The organism is Mesorhizobium alhagi CCNWXJ12-2 (assembly GCF_000236565.1).
GTDB classification, from domain to species: Bacteria; Pseudomonadota; Alphaproteobacteria; order Rhizobiales; family Rhizobiaceae; genus Allomesorhizobium; species Allomesorhizobium alhagi.
Genome location: NZ_AHAM01000215.1, coordinates 32,135 through 56,086 on the forward strand (window position 1 = coordinate 32,135; position 23,952 = coordinate 56,086).

At 64.4% G+C, this 23,952-nt stretch carries 16 protein-coding genes and 1 pseudogene; 10 read left to right on the forward strand and 7 right to left on the reverse strand.

Translation table 11 applies throughout. The features are described 5' to 3' along the window. Nucleotides 1-10: 10 nt before the first annotated feature. From MAXJ12_RS24410 to MAXJ12_RS24430, 5 genes are read left to right on the forward strand one after another with little or no spacing between them, the layout of a single operon-like run. Nucleotides 11-2,539 (forward strand): hypothetical protein, encoded by a 2,529-nt coding sequence (locus MAXJ12_RS24410; RefSeq protein ID WP_008838722.1) that lies wholly within the window; start codon nt 11-13, stop codon nt 2,537-2,539. Continuing rightward, a complete protein-coding gene (locus tag MAXJ12_RS24415; RefSeq protein WP_139044018.1) occupies nt 2,536-3,402 on the forward strand; it encodes a hypothetical protein in 867 nt (288 codons plus the stop codon). The genes MAXJ12_RS24410 and MAXJ12_RS24415 overlap by 4 nt, the downstream gene beginning before the upstream one ends. Continuing rightward, the gene (locus MAXJ12_RS24420; RefSeq protein WP_008838724.1) at nt 3,399-9,041 is read left to right on the forward strand and encodes a DEAD/DEAH box helicase; all 5,643 of its coding nucleotides are present in this window, start codon (nt 3,399-3,401) and stop codon (nt 9,039-9,041) included. The genes MAXJ12_RS24415 and MAXJ12_RS24420 overlap by 4 nt, the downstream gene beginning before the upstream one ends. Beyond that, nucleotides 9,042-10,166 carry a PD-(D/E)XK nuclease family protein gene (locus MAXJ12_RS24425; protein ID WP_008838725.1) on the forward strand — a complete coding sequence of 375 codons (1,125 nt, stop codon included), beginning with the start codon at nt 9,042-9,044 and terminating at the stop codon, nt 10,164-10,166. Further along, nucleotides 10,151-10,636, forward strand: coding sequence for a very short patch repair endonuclease (locus MAXJ12_RS24430; RefSeq protein WP_085984053.1), 486 nt, complete (start codon nt 10,151-10,153; stop codon nt 10,634-10,636). Before MAXJ12_RS24425 ends, MAXJ12_RS24430 begins: the two co-directional genes overlap by 16 nt. Nucleotides 10,637-11,521: 885 nt before the next feature. On the opposite strand, the gene MAXJ12_RS24440 is transcribed toward MAXJ12_RS24430, so the two are convergent. Next, nucleotides 11,522-12,259, reverse strand: coding sequence for a hypothetical protein (locus MAXJ12_RS24440; RefSeq protein ID WP_008838729.1), 738 nt, complete (start codon nt 12,257-12,259; stop codon nt 11,522-11,524). A gap of 36 nt (nt 12,260-12,295) precedes the next feature. Beyond that, complete coding sequence (locus MAXJ12_RS24445; RefSeq protein ID WP_040587750.1) at nt 12,296-12,793, reverse strand: hypothetical protein; 498 nt, start codon at nt 12,791-12,793, stop codon at nt 12,296-12,298. 100 nt (nt 12,794-12,893) lie between these two features. Here MAXJ12_RS24445 and MAXJ12_RS37025 point away from each other — a divergent pair, with 100 nt between their 5' ends. Both MAXJ12_RS37025 and MAXJ12_RS40145 read left to right on the forward strand, forming a co-directional pair. Continuing rightward, complete coding sequence (locus MAXJ12_RS37025) at nt 12,894-13,085, forward strand: hypothetical protein (RefSeq protein ID WP_008838731.1); 192 nt, start codon at nt 12,894-12,896, stop codon at nt 13,083-13,085. A gap of 129 nt (nt 13,086-13,214) precedes the next feature. Continuing rightward, a pseudogene (locus MAXJ12_RS40145) lies at nt 13,215-13,296 on the forward strand (Arm DNA-binding domain-containing protein); the annotation flags it as partial. Nucleotides 13,297-13,543: 247 nt separating this feature from the next. On the opposite strand, the gene MAXJ12_RS24450 reads toward MAXJ12_RS40145, so the two are convergent. The 3 genes from MAXJ12_RS24450 to MAXJ12_RS24460 form a co-directional block, all read right to left on the reverse strand. Next, entirely contained in the window at nt 13,544-16,663 is a 3,120-nt protein-coding gene (locus MAXJ12_RS24450) for an efflux RND transporter permease subunit (protein WP_008838733.1), read from the reverse strand. Between the two features lie 116 nt (nt 16,664-16,779). Continuing rightward, the gene (locus tag MAXJ12_RS24455; RefSeq protein ID WP_008838734.1) at nt 16,780-17,238 is read right to left on the reverse strand and encodes a nuclear transport factor 2 family protein; all 459 of its coding nucleotides are present in this window, start codon (nt 17,236-17,238) and stop codon (nt 16,780-16,782) included. 40 nt (nt 17,239-17,278) lie between these two features. Further along, a complete protein-coding gene (locus MAXJ12_RS24460; RefSeq protein ID WP_008838735.1) occupies nt 17,279-18,388 on the reverse strand; it encodes an efflux RND transporter periplasmic adaptor subunit in 1,110 nt (369 codons plus the stop codon). Nucleotides 18,389-18,475: 87 nt separating this feature from the next. On the opposite strand from MAXJ12_RS24460, the gene MAXJ12_RS24465 reads away from it, so the two are divergent. The 3 genes from MAXJ12_RS24465 to MAXJ12_RS24475 all read left to right on the forward strand — a co-directional run bounded on the left by MAXJ12_RS24465 (nt 18,476) and on the right by MAXJ12_RS24475 (nt 22,045). Then, nucleotides 18,476-19,078 (forward strand): TetR/AcrR family transcriptional regulator, encoded by a 603-nt coding sequence (locus tag MAXJ12_RS24465; RefSeq protein ID WP_008838736.1) that lies wholly within the window; start codon nt 18,476-18,478, stop codon nt 19,076-19,078. A 93-nt stretch (nt 19,079-19,171) separates the two neighbouring features. Then, nucleotides 19,172-19,987 (forward strand): oxidoreductase, encoded by an 816-nt coding sequence (locus tag MAXJ12_RS24470; protein ID WP_008838737.1) that lies wholly within the window; start codon nt 19,172-19,174, stop codon nt 19,985-19,987. 126 nt (nt 19,988-20,113) lie between these two features. Further along, nucleotides 20,114-22,045, forward strand: coding sequence for an adenylate/guanylate cyclase domain-containing protein (locus MAXJ12_RS24475; protein WP_244421584.1), 1,932 nt, complete (start codon nt 20,114-20,116; stop codon nt 22,043-22,045). Nucleotides 22,046-22,236: 191 nt separating this feature from the next. Here the strand turns inward: MAXJ12_RS24475 and MAXJ12_RS24480 are convergent, their stop codons facing one another. Both MAXJ12_RS24480 and MAXJ12_RS24485 read right to left on the reverse strand, forming a co-directional pair. Continuing rightward, nucleotides 22,237-23,583: an alpha/beta hydrolase gene (locus MAXJ12_RS24480; protein WP_244421585.1), complete on the reverse strand. Its 1,347-nt coding sequence runs from the start codon at nt 23,581-23,583 to the stop codon at nt 22,237-22,239. Continuing rightward, nucleotides 23,573-23,893 carry a hypothetical protein gene (locus MAXJ12_RS24485; protein ID WP_008838741.1) on the reverse strand — a complete coding sequence of 107 codons (321 nt, stop codon included), beginning with the start codon at nt 23,891-23,893 and terminating at the stop codon, nt 23,573-23,575. The genes MAXJ12_RS24480 and MAXJ12_RS24485 overlap by 11 nt, the downstream gene beginning before the upstream one ends. Nucleotides 23,894-23,952: the final 59 nt, after the last annotated feature.

Sequence of the window (23,952 nt, forward strand, 5' to 3'; positions counted from 1 at the left end):
CCGTCAGCCGATGGCGGAGGGGCTCATTTTTCTGATCATCGGGGCGGTAGCGGCTGTAGGCGGTCCAGCACTCGCGATCTGGCTGTGGGTGCGGCGCAGCCGCCCGGCGGCGCCGGCGCGAGATCATCATGGCTCGAACGATCCCGCAGACGCGCGCTTCGACGCGCCGGCCGGGAGTCCTGGCGATGCTGCCGTGCTCGCCCCGGGAGACGCGACTCTGCCTCCTGACGGCCCGTCGGCGGATCACGAGGAAAAATCTATCCCCGCTGGGCATTCGGATGTCGCGAGATCAGCTCCCAATGCGGTCCGCGCACTGGGAGCCGTCGTGCCGGATGTGCTCGCCGACGTCGTCGTGGAGATGGATAGCGAAGCGGGCGGTGAGCAAGATCCGGAGATTCTCGCGGCGGCGGTGAGTTCAGGGCCGGCGTCCGTTGCGGACGATGGAGCTATCGCGGCGCCTCTTGCGGCGGCAGCGCTCGCTCTCCCGTCGGCGGACGTGACGGCCGAGGAGCTGTTCGCCGGTCCAAGCCCCACCTTGCGTAACGCTGTGGCGCGCGCGCCCGGTCTGCAAGACAGTGCGGCGCCGGCTGAGCTCGCCAGTATCGTCGCGGTGACAGATAGAGATTCGGGTGGTGAACACGAGCCCGAAGATCCGGGTGCAATGGCGAACGCCGAGCCGGCGTCCGTTGCCGAAGACAGAGGTCACGCGGCGCCGCGGCGCGAGGCGGCGGGGCTTGCGGTCCAGCCAGCGGAAGTGACGGCCATGGAGGTGCCCGCCGATCCCAGCCCTGCCGTGGCGGACGCCCTGCCCCCGCCGGCCGCCGGCCCGCAGGACAGTGCGCTGGGTGAAGCGGAGCATGAGGCCCCGGCTGCGTGCTCGGCCGAGGAAGCCCGGCCGCAGGAACCCGCTCCTGAAGGCGAACCTCCGGAACCGGAGGCGTGCAGCGGGTTCGAGCGCGAAGACTGCGACACGATCGAAGAGGATGAAAGGATCGAGGGCGCGGGGTGCGCGGCTGCGGACAGCGACCTGAATGCTGACGCGTCCGCGGTTCGGGCTGATCCGCCGGAGGACGATCAGGGGCTGGGGCCGCAGGCGGAGCCGGAACCGGAGCCGCCGGTCGCCGATCTTCTCACGGATTCGACTTCCGAAGAGGCATTTGGCGACGCCGCGAGCGCGGACGCGCCTATCCGGAGGCGGCAGCGCCGTTCGAACTCCGCTCAGCATCGGGATCGCCGCGGGCAGCGAAGAGCGCTTGCGCCGCAAGCGGCGCCGGCCTCGGAGCGAGCAGCGGCAGCCGAAGCCGCCCTTCGCACCCCGGCGGAAGCGAAGCTGCGGCTGATGCTTCATCCGATACGCCGCACGGCGACGCTTTCCGCGGTTCTCGCCCGTCCTGCCGGCTACCCTGGCCGCATTAGGCTTCTGCTCGGCGAAGGCGCAGAGGTCGGCGCCTACAGCGAGGACCGGTACGACGACGTCGACATCGAGTGGACGGCGGACCTGCTCTCGGCGGAACTCCGGCTCGATTGCGAAGAGGGCTATCAATGGCTTCGCAGCGGCCGGCGGATTCACATCTTCGGCGAGGTGGCCGACGAGCCGGGGATTATGTCGGTTGGGTCTGCGGGCGTGCTATCGCCAAGCACGATCGTCTGCCGGTCCGAAGACGCCGCCGCGGTCCACGCAGCGGCGCAAGCGTGTGGTTCGCCGACGCTGGTGTCGCACGATCACTGGAGCGGGATTCCGGATGGCTGGATGGTGCTCTCGGGCTACCGGCCTGCCCATGCAGCGGCGTCCGGGCTTGCGGCAGGTCTGACGGTCCTGGATCCTGGTGTCGGCTCGGAGATCCGGTTTTCGGAAGGCCTGCGCATCCGCTCGGTATCGTTTGCCGAGGGAGGTCCGCCGAGGATCGAAATCGCGCCGTTTCCAGCGGGGGCGACCGTTACGATCGACGGGCGGCCGGCCGAGCTGGGTGGGGATGGCGCCTGGACTGCCGACGGATGGGACGGGCCGGGTGATCATCTCGTCGACGTCGTGCCCGGACCCTCGGCGGCCTACCGGATCATCGAGGACCCTTGGATCAGGGACGGCTGGGAGGCCTGGGACGCGCATCCGGAGCGCTTCGGCACTTCGCCGCATGCGCCATGGGCCGTCGCGCAAGTCTGTGGCGCCGCGGTGTCAGGCCCCGGCGGAGAATATGTGGTGGCCGCCGATGCGATGCTGTCGGTTGTCTGCCTTGGGCTGCGGCGCGGCGCCGCCGCGCTCCGGGGCCGGCCGGATGCGCCAGTCGCGGTGGGTCTGCTCGCAGAGCCTCCAGCATTCCTCATCTCCGCATCGGGACAGCGCCGGAAGCAGGGGCGGATTGCATGGCTCAGTCCATTACCGGCTGCTTCAGGCACGCGCACGATCGATCCGCAATGGGTCGCCGAGGTGCGAAGCGCCTCCGCGCGGAGGCTTCCGCTCGACGGCGGCGGTGCGCCAGCTGAGGACGCATGGCGGAAGGCGCGAGAGCGGGCCCGCCGCCACAAGAGGCCGCGCTCATGACCGACCGGGCCTTGGAATGGATGTCGTACCGCCGGTCGGGAAAAATAGGCGATCTGCCTGGCGAGCTGATTGGCGCGGGGGGAGAGCGCCGTTTCGTCGACGACGCGGTCACGCTTGGGCATGCCGAATGGACCGTGCCCAATGCCTGGCAGATCGCGCCGCCGGTGCTTGCCGGCCTTCCAAGGGATGGCGAGATTGCGGCGGTCCTTTGCGGCGCCCGGACGCCGAAGCTTCTCGACAGCCTCGCGGCAGCGTGCAGCGCTGCAGGAACGCACCTTAGCTCAGAACGCCACGACGGCCGGCCCGCAACGGTGATGGTCGTGGCCGCGTCTCAGGAGCTTCTGGCCGATGCTGCCGTCCGAGCGGGGATTCCGCTCCAGAACGACGCCGCCCTGCGGATCCTGGCCTGCACGCCGTCAGTCCGCCTGTGGCCGCGCACGCCGTGCCCCATGGTGCAGGGGCGTGTCGAAACCGTCCGCCGCTTCTCCAGATCCAAGATGCACTGGGTGTCGTCGACGTTGGAGGAAGCGGCTGCCGCAAGCGCGGGCTTCTTCCGTATCCAGCGTGACTGGGACTGGGTAAGCCTGATCAAGAGCAGCCCGCAGGATGCCGCGCTGATCGACGACCGTGCCGGACGCATGGCCGCTGCGGCGAAGTGCAAGGTCGTGCGATGGATACCCGATAGCGGGACGCTGTCGCTTCCGGCGCAGCTCTATCCGCCGGGGATCATGGCGCGCGGCATGGCTCTGTGCAGCGGCGGGCTTCCGCGCTTCGACCGCGAAACCAGGCAGATTGCATTTGCTGGCGTCCGGCCAGAACACCTGAGGCTGTTTCTCGCGCTCACGGGGCTGAGACTGATATGACCAATCCGATCCACACATTCGACAGCCTCAAGAGCGCTTATCTCAGGTATTTCGACAGTCCGTTCGATCTGCGCTTCGAGGACCTGGTCCAGGCGCGCCGCCGACTCCTCGACCGCGACGGCGTCCTGTATCGCGAGCCGCTGATCGAACCTCAGCCCGGCTACGTGCTGAGCGGACATGATGTGCGTGCCGCGACCGCCAGTGGCCTTGGCGGAGCCGCGGGCTGGTCCCAGCAGAATATCGACGATCTCGCGGGCGTTGCCGAGGAGGGGCTCTTTCTTCCACGAGGCAGCGCGCCGATCGAGCTTTACCTGCATCAGGAGGCGATGCTCCGCTCGAGTGTCGCCAATCAGTCGGATACGGTGATCCTGACGGGCACCGGCTCAGGCAAGACCGAGTCGATCTACCTTCCTGTCCTCGCCGCCATTGTCCGCGAGTCTGCAGGCTGGCCTGCCATTGCGCCCGCTCCGCGCAATGACTGGTGGTCGATGCCGCCACCGGCCGGCTCTCCTGGAAATCGCGTGTATCACCCGCGAATCTCGCAACGGGCGCACGAGATAGGGAGCCGGCCGCCGGCGATCCGCGCGCTTGTTCTCTATCCGCTCAACGCGCTCGCCGAAGATCAGATGTCACGGCTTCGCCAGGCGCTTGATAGCGACCGGGTGCGCGCGTGGCTGGGCGCCAACCGCCCGGGGCACCGGTTCTGGTTTGGGCGCTATACGGGCTGGACGCCGATCTCCGGAAGTCCGCAGCGGGACAACGCAGAAGCCGAACTGAGAACGGAGCTGCGCCGGCAGAGCTCGCTCGCCCAGCGGGTTGCCGGCACCGACGCACAGCGCTTCTTTCCCCGCTTTGACGGCGGCGAGATGTGGAGCCGGTGGGACATGCAGGATGCTCCGCCCGACATCCTGATCACCAACTACAGCATGCTGAACATCATGCTGATGCGCGATATCGAGGACCAGATATTCGCCGCTACGCGGCGCTGGCTGGAAGATCCAGCCAATGTGTTTCACCTCGTCGTCGACGAGCTTCATACCTACCGCGGAACACCCGGAACGGAGGTGGGATACATCCTCCGGGTTCTGTACGAGCGGCTTGGGCTGAACCCCGACCATCCGCAGCTCCGGATCCTCGCATCGAGCGCCTCGCTCGGCGATGACGATGCGCGCGCTCAGGATTATCTGCGCCAGTTCTTCGGCCGCTCGCGGCCCTTCACGCTCATTCGCGGTGGCGCTGAAGCCCTTGCCCCGGGTTCTGCGCACCGCCTCTCGGCGCTGGCCGGGCCCATCGAGCAGCTTGGGAGCAGCATAGTATCGGCGTCCGAGCCTGACCTGGCGAATGCGGTTGCGGCCTTTGCGGCCACCGCATCGCTGAGCCCGCCAGATGCGGCTCTTTCCGGCGGCCAGCAGCTCGGCGCGGCGCTGATCGAGGCGGGCGCTCCAGAGGCTATTCGGGCGGCTTGCAATGACGGGACCGATGCGAGCCCGACGGTCGTTCCGCAAACGATCGAGGCCCTGGCCGGATCGCTGTTTCCCGGAGAGCCGGGAGACCGCGCTGCGAGCGCTGCAGCCGCCCTGATCATGTCCCTGTCCGCGGCCGAGTCGGCTGCAGGCACGCCCCTTCTGCCGACGCGTGTCCATCTGTTCTTCCGGAATGTTCAGGGCGTGTGGGCCTGCACCAACCCCGCGTGCAGCGGCGCGCATTGGAATGAGGCCAACATACCGGTGGGCCGCTTGTTTGACCGCCCGACGACGACATGCGGATGCGGTTCGCGCGTGTTGGAGATGCTCTATTGCGAGCCGTGCGGCGACATATTCCTTGGCGGCTACCGACGCTCTCTCGGTCAGAACAGCTGGTCCCTGGTGCCCGACGATCCCAACATCGAAAAGGCGCCTGACCACTCGGCGAACGACAGAACCTACGACAACTATGCCGTCTACTGGCCCGCGCAGCTCGCCGACGGCACGCTTCGCCAGCCGCAGCGGGACACATGGACCCAGGAAGGGGTCCAGCGAAAATGGAGAATGGCGCGGTACGACCATCGCACAGGCGAACTTGAGATTGCCCGCCGCAGCGCTGATGCCACGGGATGGATCTATCACGTCGCTGCCTTGCATCAGAACCCGGTGCCTCCTCGCGCGCTCGTTCCGAGCGCGCGTAACGAACGGCCGTCGGTTTGTCCGCATTGCGAGGCCGACTGGAGCCGAATGACCAGTTCTGCGCCGATCCGCACCCAGCGCACAGGCTTTCAAAAGGTCGCGCAGGTGCTTTCGGATTCTCTCCTGCGGGAGATCGCGCCTCCGGAGGTGCAGGCGGGACGTCCGGTCGAAGACCCGCGCCGCAAGCTGGTGCTCTTTTCTGACAGCCGGCAAGACGCCGCGAAACTCGCGGTCGGCGTTGCGAAGTCGCATTGGCTCGACGCCATTCGCCAGGCGCTCGTCGGCGGCATGGAGGACAGCACCAGGGCGGCGATCGCGTTCGAGCTCCAGGTGCAGGGAAGCATCTTGAGTCCGGACGATGCCGCGCTTGCCAGCGTATTTGCAATCGGCCGGCAGCGGGAGGCAAACGCCATCCTCGCGTCGCGCATTCCTGCCATGGCCGCGATGCCGTCGGCGCTAGGCTCGCTGACGATGCAGCAGCTTGCAGACCGGACGCTCGCACATGCGCGGGCCGGGCTCTCGAAGGCAACTGATCTTGAGGAAGATGCGGCCCGGCGCCTGCTGATGACCGGCATGAATCCAGGCGGCGTCGATCGCAGTGTCATGTGGACGAACCTGGACGATCAGCGCGGGGAGTGGCAGCGGCTCTTTGACTGGGCCGTAGTGCCGCCGGTTTACCGTGCGGGCCTGAGCGGCGAGGAGAGCGACCATCGCACGCGCATTCAGACCGCCGCGCGCGAGGCGGTTGCCGAATCCCTTTTCTCCGGCGGCCGGCGAGATCTTGAATCGCTGAAGCTGGGCTGTGTCACCACCGACCGTCTGAGCTATCCGCCAGCAACCCCTGTGTATCAGGAGGCTGCCGATAGCTGCATCAGGATGCTTGGCAAGCGGCGGCGGATCGATACCCATCGTGCAACGGGGGACGACAATCAGCTCCCGAAATATGCTCGGGACTATCTCGAAGCGGTGGCGAACGCCAACGGCATCACGCCGGCCGACTTCGTACAGGATGTCACAGCGCTACTGACCCGCGCCGGAGTGTTCAATCTGGGCATTCTGCTGTTCGGCGGGCTGTTTGTCGCCGATTCCACGACAGCGTATTTTCAGTGCACACGGTGCTCGCGCGTACATCTCCACCGCAGTGGCGGCATCTGCAGCGGCTGCCTCACGCCGCTCGGTCCATCGCGCGTCGCGGGCGTCGACGATGCGGGGCAGGAGATCGATTACTACCGCTGGCTCGCGGTCGATGCCGGCCCAATCTTCCGCCTGAACTGCGCCGAGATGACGGGTCAGACGGACAAGGTGCTCGCGCGCGACCGCCAGCGCCTGTTCCAGAACATTCCGGTCGGCGATGAGGTCGCTCTCACCGACAACATCGATCTGCTGAGCGTCACCACCACGATGGAAGCGGGCGTCGACATCGGGTCCCTGCTGGCTGTGATGATGGCCAACATGCCGCCGATGCGCTTCAACTATCAGCAGCGGGTCGGCCGCGCTGGCCGCCGCGGCGCGGCGCTGTCTCTCGCGCTCACGCTTTGCCGCGGCCGCAGCCACGACGACTATTATTTCCAGCGGCCCGAGCGCATCACTGCCGATCCGCCGCCGCCGCCCTATGTCGACACCAACCGGCTGCAGATTCTCCGCCGCGTCCTTGCCAAGGAGGTGCTCCGCCGGGCGTTTTCCGAACTCGGCCTATTCGCTGGCACCGCCGGCGACAGCGTGCATGGCGAATTCGGAACGGCCACCGCCTGGAATCTGCCGCCGGACAATCTGCCGGCGGGCTATGCGGCTGGAGATGTGGCCAGCGTGGTTTCGCAGTGGATTGGCCGCAATCAGCCGCTCGTCGAAGACATCTGCGATGCTCTGCTCGTGCAGACGCGGCTCGCCGCGACGGCAACCAGCCGGACTGATGCTGTCGCCTGGATTACGAACAGCCTCGTCGGAGAAGTTACGGGCGCCGCGCGGGATCAGGCCCTGGTGCAGGACGGCCTGAGCGAGCGGCTCGCCAACAAGGGCATCCTGCCGATGTTCGGCTTCCCGACGCGCGCGCGGCTGCTTTACCACAAGCAGCCGCAGAACTGGCCGCCCCGCCAAACCGTGGACCGGGATCTCGAGCTGGCGGTCAGCATGTTTGCGCCCGGCGCGGAGACTGTGAAGGAGCGGACGATCCACACGGCGATCGGTATCGGCCACTATATTCGGCAGGGCCCGCTTGCTGTCCAAGACCCGAATCCCTTGGGCCCGCCGGTCGTCGTCGGGCTGTGCGGCAACTGCCAGCACGTCGAGACTGCAAATCCGAACAGTCCTGCCTGTCCCGTCTGTGGAGTGCCGGCAGGGACTGGCGATCGGGACTATCAGGTAATGGATCTTCGGCAGCCAAAGGGCTTCGTGAGCTACTACACCAAGGCCAGGGACTATGACGGCGTTTTCGACTTCGTGCCGCGCGCCGCGCGGCCAAAGGTCGGCCGCCCGCCCTTCGGAATCGGGGTTCACCGCAACTTCGACATTGGCGCCGGCCAGGGCCGGCTTCACGTCATCAACGACAATGCCGGCCGTCTCTTCCACCTGTCGCAGGAGTCCTGGGCTCGCGGAGCCATGGTCGACGTAGGCGCAGCCAACGCCGCGGAAGAAAAGCATGCAGCATCGGTCGGCCGGCGGCCCGGTACACCGATGGTCGCGGCGGGCGCCGTGGTGACGTGCGCGCTCGCGGCGATCAGCGAGACAGACATGATGCTGCTCGGAGTGCGTGACTACGGGCCCGGACGGGCCGCAGATCCTCGCGCTGCGGCAGGACGATCGGCGCTGTATTCGCTGGCCTTCATGCTGAGGCGCGCCGCCGCAGTCTACCTCGACATTCAGGACTATGAACTCAAGGCGGGCATCAGGAGCCAGGAGGATCCCGCCTTGGGATCGGTCGTCGGCCAGATATTCCTGTGCGACACGCTCGAGAACGGCGCCGGCTATGCGACCCACCTAGGCGAGCCGGCGATTAGCGAGCAGCTCCTTCAGATGATCGTTCAGAACTCGCACTGGCAGTTCCACGACCGCCTTGTTGACCAGGCGCATGCGGGGGCCTGCGACACGTCCTGTCCGGACTGCCTGCGCAGCTACAGCAATCTCGCCTATCACAACCTTCTCGACTGGCGGCTTGCGATCGACATGGCCAATCTCGCGCTCGATGCTAACAGCGCGATTTCGCTCTCATCGCCGATGTGGGCGAGGGTCGCCGGCCTCGCGGCGGCAACCCTCGAGGCGGCCCGGCCGGGGTTTACGCGCACGACCTTCGGCGGCCTTCCCGGGCTGACGAACGGACGGGAAGCGATCATCGTGACCCATCCGCTTTGGCTGACGGATCGTGCCGGGGCCGGTCCCGAGGTTGCGGCGGCCTGGGATGATGCCGAACGCGCCCGCGGCCTGCGGGTCGATCCCGCGTGGAGCTTCATCTCGGTATTCGAAGCTTTGCGTCGGCCCGCGTAGATGGACGCGCGGCGTCCCATTGTGCTGACGCCGACGGCGCGAACCAGCCCGACGCTCTGGTCGCATGTGCGCCTCTGTTCTCTCAGGGCGGCTCTAAGCATCAATCCCGATGCGGACAGCTGGGTTCTTCACAGTCCGCGCGCATGGCTGGGCACGGCCTTTCACTGGCTCATGGCAGGGGCGCCCGGGGATTCCAGCGAAGCAGCGAGTCTGTGGGATGGCGCCATCGCGAAGATTCTCGCTGACGCATCGCGTCACCGTCTGGATGCGCGCTTCGCCAATCCCGAGCGGTGGCCAGGCTACTATCTTGTCCGTCAGCGTGCGATTGCGTCGGCGGTCGAGAAGGGTGGACGCCGTTCTGTGGCGCGGCCGCGCGGTCCGCCGGGCGGTTCGCCGCCGACTGGCGGAAGAGAACGCCTGCTCACAGCCCGCTCGGGGCGGCTCGCCGGCCGGCCGGATCAGTTCGACAGCACCGCCGTCACCGAATACAAGTCGTCGCTGCCGGACCCGGTTCGGGCGGACGCCGCCAGCATTGTCGACGGGTACTGGCGGCAGCTTCGGCTCTATTCCGTTCTGATTGGCGAGATGGGCACCTGGCCCGCGACCGCGCGGATCGTGGCAGCTTCGGGCCAGGTGCTTGAGGAGCCCGTCCACAGGCCGGCCTGCGAGGCGGAGGCCGACGCGGCTATTGCCGGGTTAGATGCGATGAACCAAGCGCTCTCGACCGGCTGCGATAGCGCTGCTCTGGCGATTCCTGGCCAAGTCGCGTGCGGGCAGTGCCCTTACGTGGCGATCTGCCCGGCCTTCTGGTCATGGTGCGAAGCGAAGCCATTGCCGGAGCTTCTCGAGCCAGCGGCGCGCGGAACACTTCGATCGGTTGATCCTGGGACGGATGGCGATCTGTACGCGGTGAACGTGATCCTGAGAGACCGCTACGGCGCAGGCGGCGGCCAGTCGTTGGCGCTGAGAAAGTCCGTGCATGGCGACCTCACGGGCCTCCCAAGTGGAAGCACGCTCAGGATCGTGTATGCGAACCTGCGGCCTGACGGGCGGCTGCGAGCGGATGCCTCGACATGCGTCTTCAGCGAGGCGGAAATCCCCGAGCTCCGATGCGGGAGCGTGTAGTGTCGGTCGGGCCTCGAAAACTTGGAAGGATTGCCCCGCGACGCTTGCGGGCGCCGCTAACGCGGTCGGAGATGATGGGGCGTGTCCGGTCGAAGGATACGAAGCCGGAGGTAAGAACCAGGTCTGCGGCACACGCACTCGGCCATCGCTTCCGCATCCATGTTGCGGACCTGCCAGGCAAACCCGATCTCGCCAACAAGGCGCGGCGCTGGGCAATCTTCGTTCATGGCTGCTTCTGGCACTCTCACGAGAACTGCCGTCTGGCATCCAAGCCACGGTCGAACACCGGCTACTGGTCTGACAAGCTGATGCGAAACCAGGAGCGTGACGCGATTCACGTCCAGGCTCTGCGCGATCTTGGCTACCAGGTACTGGTAGTCTGGGAGTGTGAAACTCGCGACGACGCCAAGCTTCGCGAAGTATTGACTGCGTTCCTCGGCGGGTTGTCGCGTCCGAGCGAGAACCGCTGATTTATGCAGTCGGCGGCTTCGTATGCCGCGCGTGAGTTGGACTCGCGCCGATCGGAGCAAGCGCTCGGGAGAAACCCCCCGGCTAAGGCCGCCTGAAGCTTTACCAGCGTGGCCTCGATCGCACTGACATCCAGGACATGGCTGCCCGGGTGGCCATGCTAGTGCTCCCATTGAACTTCGGTGGCTAGGTATTCCGAGAGGACTGACCGCACTCGCAGACCGCCAGCCTGCTGCACCGAATAGCGGTAGATGCGTTCCTGAACGACCACCCACTGGCCTGCCATATCTTCGCCCGTAGCGAGGCGCGTCATCATGCGGCTGCCAACCTCGGGCCATGGAGCGAGGCTTCCCACATCGCTCAGCCCCTCGAAGTCCATCACGCTCGGTCGCGGTCATGCTTTCCAGCGGAAGGAGCCGCACATGGGCGGGGGCTTCGAGCATCGGCTCGCCATACTCGAAATATGCGTGTCCCCGCGCGTTCTTCAGAACGACCCGCTCCATGCGGTCCATATCCGGTTCCCAGAGGATGCGCGTGTCCCCGCCCTGGGTCGCATACTCGGTCCGTGAAGACTCGATCCGCGCTCGCAGCGCGGCGCTGTCGGCGAGAGCACGTGCGGCACTCGCGCTGGGCTGATTCTCCGGATCCGTGGAGCCGGCGAGGACGCAGCTCAGGAATGTCACCACGTACTGTTCGTCCAACGAGAAGCCGGTGTTGCACTCTCTGCAAATAATCACGATCGGCAGGTGATGCGGACGTGGCTTTGCCAGAAGGCTCTTGGACGGAACATGATCCTCGTTCGTTTCGAGGCCCGCGAGCGGCCGCGTGCAGTGGATGCACCATGTCATCTGCCGTTCATCGACAAATTCCTCGATCTTTTGCATCGTTTACCTCACGCGGGATGGATAGAAGGTTGTGATCCAGCGCTGCTTGAGCGTGGCGAAAGCGAGCCGGCTCGGACGGCCCTGCGGCCAGTCGGCTGGAAGGAAGAGGTTGAGCTGTTCGGCAACCTGGATGGCGAGGCGGCCCATTTCGGAGACGACGGCCTCCAAGGTCGTCGCCTCCATGAACGGGCCGATGACCGCGTCGCCGTCGCGTTGCGGGCGCATCATGAAGGCGGACTTCATCGTGGGATGTCCGGCGAGCTCGGAGAACATCTCGTACATCGCGAAGCGCTTCTTGTCGGTGAAGCCGTCGCGGGCGTCGAGGGCCTCGCGGACCTTCACCGGCCCGAAGTCCTTTAGGCGCGCCTTCTTGTCGGCGAAGCGCCAGCGCTCGATCAGGGTCCGGTCGCCGACGAAATAGTCGATCAGAAAGACCGTCTCCAGCACGTCACGCAGGATGAGCGCGCTGTTTTGGCTGTAGCCCGATAGAGCAAGCTTCACGCTCGCGCCGAAGGCATTGAAGGTGCGCATGCCGAGGAGCTGGACGACCTTGAGGTCCTCGTCGGCGGTATCAAACTGGCGCAGGACATCTGCGAGATCCATGGCCGCTTCGGTGATGGCTAGGTGCAGCCGCAGGCGCTCGTCGCCGGCGATGAGGCCGATCGCCTTGCCGCGCAGGAATTCTTCGCCGGCATGAAGGCTGGCGAGGTTTGGCGGGATGGCGTTGTTGGTGTCGGGCATGGAAAGCTCCGGCTGTCGTGGCGTGCGTCGGCGCTCCTATCCGTCGGCGAGCGCGCCGTGCCGTTCCAGCACCTTCATGAGCACATCGTTCGCGGCGCTGAAATTGCCGAGCTGGCCTTGCAGCTTGTACTGCCACTTCACCCCGTGGAAGAGGTTGTTGCGGTAGCGGAAGACGATGATGAGGACGGCCGCGACGCGGCTGCACGCGTCGTTGTCGCTGCGGTCGATCACGGCGCGCACCAGGGCCTCGCGGTCGGGATTCCTGAAATGCAGATGGTCGAAGTGATAGGTGAAGGCGCCATTGGCGTAATAGCGCTGCCGGAAATAGGCGAGTTCGGCGTCGAAGGCGTCAGCGTCAAGCATCCCCGCGTTCTGCCAAGCCTCGACCGCGTCGCAGATCGCCTTGACGTTGCCCTGGGTGTTGAGGACGCGGGACTCGAACAGGCTCCAGAGTAGCGCGAAGTCAGTAATCGCGGCCTGCTCGTCTTTGGCGAGATGATTGAATCCGGGCGCGTTCGCCTGCAGCCATGCCATGCTCTTGGTCATGGCCGGTCTTATCGTAATATTGCAGGGTCGTGTAGAGACTGCGCGCGGAGCAGGTGACCGCAGCCACCATGAGTCGCATGGAGCGCGCATGGCGACCCGCAATGGCATTGACCCACGATGCATGATATGCCGCCCCGCGACGGTACTTTTTTGTGGCGAGTTGGAGATACCGCCGGACGCCACGGACGTTGGCATCGAGCAATTGACGTCGATAGCTGGCGACATCGCAAAAATATTTTCCGGCGATTTTTCCTTTGAAAACAAAAGCGTAGCTTTTTGACGGCCTACGGGTCGGCTTTTGCCCGTCATTCGACAGGATTTTCTCATGCTGTTCAATGACTTATGGCGGAGTTAAACAATCGAGTGGGAATGATTCAAGTCTATCCGAGCGTATCCGAAATTACGCCGTGAGGACCGGTCACCCGCGATAGAGAAGCAGCGCGAGAAGCGCCGCTTGAAAGAAGCGAAGAGCTTTGGCGAGTTCGGAGGCGATGTCGGCCACCGACGTCTTGTAGCCGATGAGGCGAAAGCACTCCGCCACTTCCAGGATGCGCACCTCGTCGGGATCAGTTCGCGTTCGAACCGGACGATTCATAGGTGTCTCCAGACTGATGAATCGGATCTGCCGGGCTCGCCCCGAACGATCATCGGCTAACAGTAAAATCCTGCTGCTGGCCCTGCGTATGTTCAGGCAAGCCAGAGGGCGAAAATTTTGCCCCGTCTTCTCCGACAGCAGGCCTATTCGGCAGCAATTGCTGTGGTCATTTCCAGTTCATCTGTCGAGTCGGATGGCTCCTCATGGATCTCATCCGCAGTAGGCTTGATGCGGAACCACGCGGCATACAGCGCGGGAAGGAAGAGCAGGATCAGCGCCGTGCCGACCGCCGTGCCGCCGATCAGCGTATAGGCCATAGAACCCCAGAAGACGGAGTGCGTGAGGGGGATGAAGGCCAGTACGGCGGCAAGTGCGGTGAGGACCACCGGCCTCGTGCGTTGCACCGTGGCCTCGATGACGGCGTGATAATCGTCCAGGCCGGCAGCACGGTTCTCCTTGATTTGTTCGGTCAGGATCAGCGTGTTGCGCATCAGGATGCCGGCCAGTCCTATCATGCCCAGAATGGCGTTGAATCCGAAGGGCTGGTTGAAGGTGAGCAGCATCGGCACGACTCCGACAAGGCCAAGCGGCGCCGTCAGCATAACCATGGACATCGTCGAGAAGGATCGCACCTGCAGCATAATGACGATCAGCATGGCGGCTATCATGGCCGGGAAGATTTTGGTCAGCGCGGTGTTGGCCTTTTCGGCCTCCTCGATCGATCCGCCCAGTTCGATGCGATAGCCGGCCGGAAGGGATGCGATCAGCGGCTGAAGAGCCTTCATGATCTCCTTGGAAACCTCTGGAGGCTGGGTCGCCTCGTTGATGTCCGAGCGGATGGTGATGAGGGGCGTGCGATCGCGGCGCTTCAGAATCGGCTCTTCCAGACGGATTTCGGAATGGCCGATCTGGTCGAGCGGAATCGAGCGGCCATTCCGGCTCATCAGTGAGAAATCCGCCAGACGCGCAGGATCCAGCCGCTCGCCGCCGGCGCTGCGTGCCACGATGGGGACATCGCGGATATCCTCGCGAACCTGAGTGACGGGAATGCCGGTAAGGAGGAATTGCAGTTGCTGGCCCACCTCCGCCGACGACAGGCCGATGAGGTTCAGACGATCCTGATCCGGGACAAAGCGAAGCACAGGCGTGCGATTGCCCCAGTCGCGGTTGGCCTGCCGCACGTCGGGCACGTCCCGCATGATGTCGAGGGCCTTCTCGGAAATGCTGTAGAGTTGCGCGGGATCAGGTCCCATGACCCGGAACTCGACCGGGAAAGGCGTGTAAGGCCCGAACACGAGCTGCGTGACGCGCACATAGGCCTCGGGCGCAAGCCCCTGGGACACCGCCTCCCGGAGCCGGTGCTTCAACACTTCACGCGCCTCGGCGTCCGGAGTCAGCACGACGATCTTGGCGAAGGCAGGATCAGGCAGCTCCGGCGCCATCGCGAAGAAGAAGCGGGGAGCGCCCTGACCGACATAGCTGGTGACGATCTTGGCCTCGGGCTGCTCGTCCAGCCAGTGTTCGAGCTTCTCGACCGTGGCAGTCGTCGTCTCGATGCTGGTCCCTTCCGGCAGCCGCACCTCCACCAGCACTTCGGGGCGGTCGGATGTCGGGAAGAACTGCTGCTTGAGGGAGCCCATGCCGACAACGGAGAGCGCGAAGGCAATGCCGACGATACCGCTGGTTACGAACTTGTGGCGCACGGCGAAGGTGATGAGCCGCCGCAGGCGCCGATAGTTCGGCGTGTCGTAAATGGCGTGGGTGCCGCCTTCGACCGGTTTGATCTCGGGCAGCATCTTGACGCCGAGATAGGGCGTGAAGATCACCGCGACGATCCAGGATACGATGAGGGCGAACCCCACGACCCAGAAGATGTTGCCGGCGTATTCGCCGGCCGTCGAGCGTGCGAAGCCTACCGGCAGGAAGCCGGCAATCGTCACGAGCGTTCCTGACAGCATCGGCGCCGCGGTGTGGCTCCACGCATAGGCCGCCGCCTTGATGCGGTCCATGCCCTCTTCCATCTTCACCACCATCACCTCGATGGCGATGATGGCGTCGTCCACGAGAAGACCAAGAGCCAGGATGAGAGCGCCGAGCGTGATGCGGTCGAAGAACCGGCCGGTTTCCAGCATGATGAGGAATACGACGGCGAGCGTCAGGGGTACGGCAGGCGCCACGACGATGCCGACTCGCCAGCCCAGGCTGGCGAGGCTGACCAGCAGCACGACGCCGAGCGCCATCGCGAACTTCATCATGAACTCGTCGACCGCCGAGGTGATGTTGACGGCCTGATCCGTGACCTTGTCGAGCGTCATCCCGAGCGGCAGCGTCTGTGCGATCGCCGCAGTCCGGTTCTCCAGCGCCTTGCCGAGCGCAAGACCATCCCAGCCCCCCTGCATCACAGCCGCGAGCATGATGGTGGGTTCGCCCTGGCGTCGGATGAGATATCTGGGAGGATCTTCATAGCCGCGGCGGACCTCGGCAATGTCGGAGAGCTTCAGCGTCCGCCCGGAAGCGACGATCGGTGTGTCGGCGATCGCCTGGACGCTATCATAAGCGCCGTCGACCCGGATGAAGACCCGCGGCCCCTTTGTATCGATCGAGCCCGCCGGTGTTACGGTGTTCTGCCGCTGCAAGGCGGCGACGATATCAAGTGCCGACACGCCGAGCGTACTCAGCTTGGCAAAGGAAAACTCGACGAATATCTGTTCGGGACGTTCCCCGAGAATATTGATCTTCTTGACGCCGGGCACGTGCAGGAGGTCCTGGCGGATCACCTCAGCCTGCCTCGCCAGCTCACGCATCGGCAGGCCCTTGGCCTTGAGCGCATAAAGGGCGAAGCTCACATCCGAATATTCGTCGTTGACGAAAGGGCCGAAGACGCCGGACGGCAGATTGCGGGCTTCATCCCCGAGCTTCTTGCGGGCCTGATAGAACTCCTCCTGCACGACAGATGGCGGTGTGCTGTCCTTCAGCGTGACCGTCATATACGCGTAACCCGGCCGTGTGGTCGTCTCCACCCGGTCATACCAGGTCAGTTCCTGGAGCCGCTTCTCCAACGGTTCGGCGACGAGATCCTGCATTTCGCGGGCCGTCGCACCCGGCCATGCCGTCGTGACCGTCAGGGTCTTGATGGTGAAGTTGGGGTCCTCCGCCCGTCCAAGCATGAGGAAGGCGTAGGCGCCGGCGGCCACCAGCAGGAGGATGAAGAACAGGGTGACGGCCCGTTCGCGAACGGCGATCGCGGAAAGATTGAAGCTCATCGGTTGGCCACTCCTATTTCCTCTACGTTCGTCCTGCCGCTCGCGCTGTCCCGCAGTAGGTGAGCGCCAAGAGGACTGCGCTTGCCTAGGAAACGGGGCCTCTGACTGCGCTTCTGCTAGCTTGCAATTTGTTCAGCGACAGCTTCTTCGAGGCCAGCTTCCGCTTGGGCGGCAAGGCCGCGGGCCGCTGCTTGTGAATCGTAAAATTCCTCAAGTGCATAGACTCTGCCCCACCGCAGGGTGAACACGTGGAGACCACGGTTGACGTACGACGCGTCGCCGTTGAGCAGCGTTGCGGTGCCATCCCACTGCGCAAAAACCGTGGTATGCCAGGGCCAGCCCGTCACCCAGATGTTGTTGACCGTGATATGGAGAGTGGGCAGGACGCGGCCGAGGCGCTCAAACCAGCGGCGCAGGGCTTCTTTGTCGTGGCGCTTACCACCAAGCGTGTGGACGCCGGAGACGCGGTGATAGACATTCGACGCGACGGCTTTCACCGCCTCATCCCATCGATGGTTGTTGACGTGGTCGAAGGTCTTTCGGATCTCTTTCTTGACAATGTAACTGTATATCATTGGACGTCTCCGACGGTGATCACGGAAAGATTGAAGCTCATCAGTTGGCCCTGCTTTGAGACGCAGTCCTGACGCGAGCGCCCTCCTGCAGGAGATGAGCCCCGAGCGAAACAATCGGATCGCCAGAGTTCATTCCGGAGACCACGGCGGTTTCGCTGGTCACACGAACAAGCCGGACAGACTGAAACCGTACGGTCGAGGTGGCGCTGTCGAAGACCCAAACGCCGGTCTTCTCGCCGTCATCGAGCACGGCTCCCAGCGGCACCTGGACTTCCGGCTGCCGCGCCTTGCTTGCAAGCCGAATGGTTACCGTCGCGCCAAGCGGCGCCCCCGTGGCCTCGCCGTCGAGCACATAGCGGGCCTCATAGGTACGGGTCTGGGCATCGGCGGAGTTCGACAATTGCCGCAGATGTGCCGTATAACGACGCCCGTCGCCCCCATACACACTGGCCTCGGCAGCCGACCCGATTGCCGGCCGGATCGTTTCGGGAAGCGCGACCACCGCTTCGCGGGAGCCGGCCTGGGCGGTCCGGACCACCGGCTGGCCGGCGGAGACGACCTGCCCCGGCTCGCCAAGGGTTTCGACCACCGTTCCATCCGCGTCCGCCAGCAGGACCGCGTAAGTAGCTTCGTTCTCGGCGACCCGGGCTTCGGCTTCGGCGGCGGCAAGTTGCGCCTCGGCCGTATCCAACGCAGCCTTCGCCTGCTCGTAGCGCTGTCGGGGGACCCATCCATCCTTGAGCAAACTGGCGTATCGCCGTTCATCCGGTTCGGTCTGAACGACTATTGCACGCGCTGCGGCGACGGCGTTGCGCTTCGCCGTGAGTGCGAGGCGAAGGTCGGTGTCGTCGATCCGCATCAACGGCTGACCGGCTTTGACATCCTGACCGACGTCCACGAGCCGCTCCACGATCTTGCCGGGGACGCGAAAACCGAGATCGCTCTGCACCCTCGCCCCGATGATGCCGGTGAAGCTCCGTTCTGATGCGGTCACAGGTGCTGCCGTCACCAACTTGACGATCGGCGGTTCCTGCCTCGCGTCGTTCACGGCAGAGGCTTCCCGCGCGGGAATGGCAAGTGTGGCGAATGCGGCCGCCCCTGACGCTGCGGCCAAGACGCTGGCTAACACCACAAGATTCCTCTTTTTCATGCGCGTCGCCTCGTATCAAAAATAGATTGCATTTGCACTCTATATCCGATATAGATTTCATGTGCAATCTAAAAAAGGAGACTGGTTATGCGGGTAAGTCGCATACAGGCCGCGGAGAATCGGGAGACCGTGATCAATGTGGCAAGCCGCTTGTTTCGGGAGCACGGCTTCGACGGCATCGGGCTTAAGGACCTGATGAAAGGCGCCGGGCTGACCCAGGGCGCCTTTTACAAGCAATTCGCGTCAAAGGAGGACTTGGCTGCGCAAGCCGCCAAGCGGGCGATGGAGAGCGCCTCCCGCCGATGGTCGGCCGCTTCCGAGGCCAATCCGCAGGACCCGCTTGCCGCGGTGATCGCGTTCTATCTCAGCATGGATCATCGTGGAGAAAGGATGGACGGCTGCCCCGTCGTGGCGCTCGGCTCAGATGCCGCCAGACAGGGCATCGACGTGAAGGCGTCGTTCGAAGCCGGGATCAAGGCATATCTTGAGGTCCTCGGCAGAATGATTGCCGAGACCGGCGGTGAGGACACCAAGGGAAAGGCTATGGCCATTCTTTCGACGATGGTCGGTGCGCTGACGGTATCGCGCGCCGTCAACGACCCCGATCTCGCTCAAGCCTTTCTGGACGCGGCAGCCCAACAGGTTCGCGCAGCCGTCGCCAATTGCAAAGACGACCAGACATCGGCGTAGGCAGCCAGCGCGCTATTCCGACGCTGGACGAACTGACCGGCGCGAGCACCGGATGGGCCGGTGATTGAAGCCACAAAGAAGGAACCGATTTCCATGAACAAGACCAATCCTGGTGTCGCCCTGGTGACTGGGGCATCCACCGGCATAGGACACGCAACGGCCAAGACCTTGCAGAACGCGGGCTTTCGCGTGTTCGGAACCAGCCGTCGCGCCGTCGCCCAAAGGACCGACGGCGTCACCATGCTGACCTGCGACGTGACCGATGACCGGTCCGTGGCAAAACTGGTCTATGACGTGCTGGCCGAGGCCGGGCGCATCGACCTGCTCGTCAACAATGCCGGCGTCGGGCTGATCGGCGGCGCGGAGGAGTCATCGACCGTCCAGGCTCAGGCGCTGTTTGACGTGAACGTCTTTGGCGTTCTCCGCGTCACCAACGCGGTCCTGCCGGCAATGCGCCGTCAAGGGAAAGGCAGAATCGTCAATTTGAGTTCTGTGCTGGGGTTGATCCCAGCTCCCTACTCCGCGCTCTATGCATCGACCAAACATGCCATCGAGGGTTATTCCGAATCGCTCGACCACGAACTACGCCCTTTCGGAATTCGCGTCGTCTTGGTCGAGCCCGCCTATACCCGCACGTCCTTTGAAGAAAATCTCGCCAGGCCGGATAATTTGCTTGATGTCTATGACGCTGCGCGGGCAGGCATGGATGTGATCATGCGCAAAGCGATAGAAACAGGTGATGCTCCCGAAGTCGTAGCCGAGACCGTCTTGAAAGCAGCGACCGCACCCGTTCCGAGGGGACGCTATGCGGCGGGAAAGATGGCGCGTCAGGTCAGCTTGCTGCGCCGTTTCGTCCCCGCATCCGCATTCGACAAAAGCCTGCGGAAGCAGAACGGGCTGCCGGCCTGACGTCCACATCAGCGACATCGGGGCTGGAAGCATCGGCGCCACATTGATGCGAATACTTCGGGCGCGTGCTCTCCTTAAAGCCGTCACCGGGGTTGCAATGCGGTGGCGTATCGCGACATTGGCTGCATGAGCACGTCCGCACAACCAGTGCGTCTGGTCCGTCCCGAAAAGAAGCGGCGTCGAATACCCATTGCCGTCATCATGGCGTTGAGTTTCGGCACGCTCGTTTTCCTGTCGGTCGGCGGTGTGCTCGCATTGTCGGTCGGCGCCAATTTTCGCAACACGTTCGACCTGCTCGGCGCGCAATCAACGCTGCTTATCGACGCGATGGAGGACTCGCTGCGCGCCGAGATGGGAGACGCCGAGAACGCGGTGGACGGCATCGCGCAGCTCTATGCCCAGGGCGAGTTCCAGATCGACGACGAGGCGATGTCCGCAGCCGTTGCAGGTGCTCTGGCTGCCGCTTGGGGGGTCGAGGCGATGCTGATCTGCACCCCCGACCTGGTCTGCCGCGGCGCCGCGCGCTCCATCGAAAACAACGTTGCAACGGGCGCGATCGAGCATTTTCCGGCCGAGCCCGAGAAGTCGCCCCAAGTCCGCGCCGCCCTCGAGCAACGCCGACGGGTCGGCGGCCAGCAGTGGGGAGCGTTCGTGGCGAACGAGTTCGGCTTATACGCGCATGTCTCCGTGCCGCTGGCACGTGATGGGGTGACGCAGGCCTGGGTGATCGCGGCGGTCAAACTGCAGAAATTATCCGGCATCACGCGGGAGCTGTCATCACGATTTGGCACGCATGCCTTCATTCTCGATGGCGAAGATCGCGTGCTCGCCGACCAAAGGCTGGCCGATCCCGACGCTCTGAAGAACGACGTCCTGCCGCTGACGCCGCTGGCCACGTATGCCGATCCGGTATTGGCTGCATACAACTCGCGCAAGGTAGAGCGGGAGTTCGACACGCGCCACGCCCGCGACATAGAAATCGCCGAGATCCGGATCGACAATCAAGAGGATTCTACCTCATGGGACGGAGAGAACATTTACATAACCATTACCCGCGAGATCACCGGCTACGGCGATAAGCCCTGGACCATCGGCGCGTATTTCGAAAGCAGGCAGATCAGTGACGAGATCGAGCGCGTCATGGGCTCGGCCATGCTTGGACTTGGCGCGATGGCGGTGGCGGTCATCGTCGCAATCCTGCTTGGCAGGCGCCTGTCGCGCCCGATCCAGGCGATCGCCGGCCAGGCCACGCGCGTTGCCGATTTCGATCTCGACGGCGTGACCCCGCTGCCGCGCAGCAGGGTGCTGGAACTGGACAATCAGGCTTCGGCCTTCAATGCAATGCTGATCGGTCTGCGTGCATTCTCGACCTATATTCCGCGCTCGCTGGTGGCCAAGCTTGTGCGCACCGGAGAGGTCGGCATCGCCGAACCGCGCGAAGCCATCGTCACTGTCATGTTCACCGATATCGCCGGTTTCACCACGCTGTCGGAGCGGATGGACGCTGCCGCCACGACCAGGCTCCTCAACCATCATTTTGCAATCCTGTGCCGTGCGGTCGACGCGCATGGCGGCACGGTCGACAAGTTCCTGGGCGACGGCATGCTGGCGTTCTTCGGCGCGCCAGACCGTTTGAAGGGCCATGCCGCCGCGGCCGTCCGCGCCGCCGCGGTGATCCGCGAGGAGCTGGACAAGGACAATCTGGAAGCGACCGCCAAGGGTCTGCCATCTCTTCTTATCCGCATCGGCATCCACACGGGCTCCGTCGTCGTCGGCAATATCGGCGCATCCGACCGCGTCAACTATACGATCGTCGGTGACACTGTGAACGTCAGCCAGCGGCTGCAGGACCTCGGCAAGCAGCTCGAACCGGGCACCACCGCCGCAATCGCCATTTCCGGCAAGACCGCGGCGCGGCTCGATGAAGATTTCGAAACGATCCCGGCGGGCAAGCACAGGCTGCGCGGGCGCGGCGAGGCGACGGAGGTCTTCCGGCTTGGCAACGTCGCGACGTCAGCATCGCCCCGCATGGACGTTCACAGCGCCCAAGCGGGCTGAGGAACATGCCACTTCCATACCGCTGATCGACGACGACAGCTTCGACATGACCGGATCGCAGTTCGGCGTGATGCTGTTTCCCGACATGCCGAAGGGCGTCAGCGAGACGGTACGCGTGGTGCTCCGGGAGCGGCTGCTAATTTCATAATTCCCTCCAGAAGTTGCTTTTTGTTTTCCCCCGGGTCCGCACGCTAACGGTCACATATCTTAGTCGAGGTGGTTTTCGCGGAAGCGCAATCAACGCTGACCGGGCTGCCCTGTGCTGACCCGCCGGGCACGGTTGCGCCCAGCGCACCCACGTGGCTGGCAAAGTTGTCCCGCGTGTCCTGGTCGATCACCGCGACAGGGGCGGCAATGGCTAGCCCGGCCGCGGTGCCGGCTGCGTGCGCCACTCCCGCGGTCGCGGTGACGATGTGGTCGCCAAGGCCCAGCCGATTGTCGCTCAACGCCTGTCCGCTCGAGAGGCGGGTACCGATGAGCTGGACGATCTCGGGCGACTCGGCGAACTTGCTGTGATGAAGATCATCGCCAGCCTTGATCTTGGTAAGGTCGATGACAGATATGTTGTTGGCCGCGAGCTCGGTCTTGTAGGGCTCCTGCTCCGGATCGATCGAGCCCAGCCGGGCCACATCGCCCCAGACGCGCCGCGATACCGCTAACGCCCGATCGTCACGCGAGACAAAGAGTGTGAATTGTGGGCGCGGAGCTCCCATGTCGGCGATCTGCGAGCGGAAGACGTCGACGTCGACGTCGGGCGCGGCAAGCATGACGTTCTTGAATTTGGGCGGGAGCCTGCCGTTGCGGATTGCCATTTGCCGAAGAGACTCCAGCGCCAGCCAGTTCCCCATCGAATGCGCCAGTACGGAGACCTCTTTGACATTGGGGTCGCGCCCCAAATACTGAAACAGATTTTCCAGGGCATTACGCGTGTAGTTGGTGCTTTCGCGGTCGTACCCATAGGCAAGAAGACTGCCCCGCGAGGGCCAGGTGACCAGCACGGGAACGCTGTGCGTTCCCGAATCGTGGACAATCTGCGCGAAACGGTAGACCGAGTCCTCGAACCGGTTGTTGAAGCCGTGGATGAAGACAAGGACGCTGCGGTCCTGGCTCTTCGCGACAGAGGTGTTGAACCAGCTTTCGGCTGTACCTTGGGAAACTTGCTCCGCCCGCAGAACCGCAAAATCGGTCGCGGGATCCGAAGGCAGTTTTTTTGGCCAGGCGACCTCGCCGACTTTGCGGACATTGTCAGGCGGGATCGACACGGTGATCTCCGCAAAGGCTGGCGTCATGCCGCGCTCCCCGCCGAACATCTCGCCGGGTTTCGAGGCCCGGCCGCGCGTTGTGGCGACCAGCATTTCGACCCTGCTGGTGGACGGGGAGGTGTCGGCTACTGGCGACAGGACACCGGTCGGGCGGCTTGCGCATCCCTCCAGAAAAGCGAGCAGGGCAGCGGCCGCCAAAATTCCTTGGCCGCGTCCCGCAATGGAAGCCGAACCAACGCGATCGAGAGAGCTTCGGGAGCGGCCGCTAGTCGACATAGACGACGACGTATCTTGACCCGGAGGACTGATAGTAGGTCCCGCCGCATCGCCAAACCAATGTGCCGTAGACAGTTACCCGTGCGCAGCCCGCAGGCAGCGCGCTGATGTAGATTGCCGACCGCCGAACAGTCCGACGGGTCGTGCGGCGGGCCACGCCGGCCACGCTCCCCGGAGTGGCGGGGTGACCTATCCGAGCATCGGCTTCCGGTAGCAGCGAATGGTTGGTCACGACCGCCGCCGGGTCGACCTGGAGGAAAGTCACCAGGAACAGGGCAAGGACCATGCCTTTGCGAAGCGCAAGTCTCATCGCCGTCACTCCTTGGCCAGGTCGATTTCGCCGGTTGCGTCGGCGGTAAGGGCGCCGAG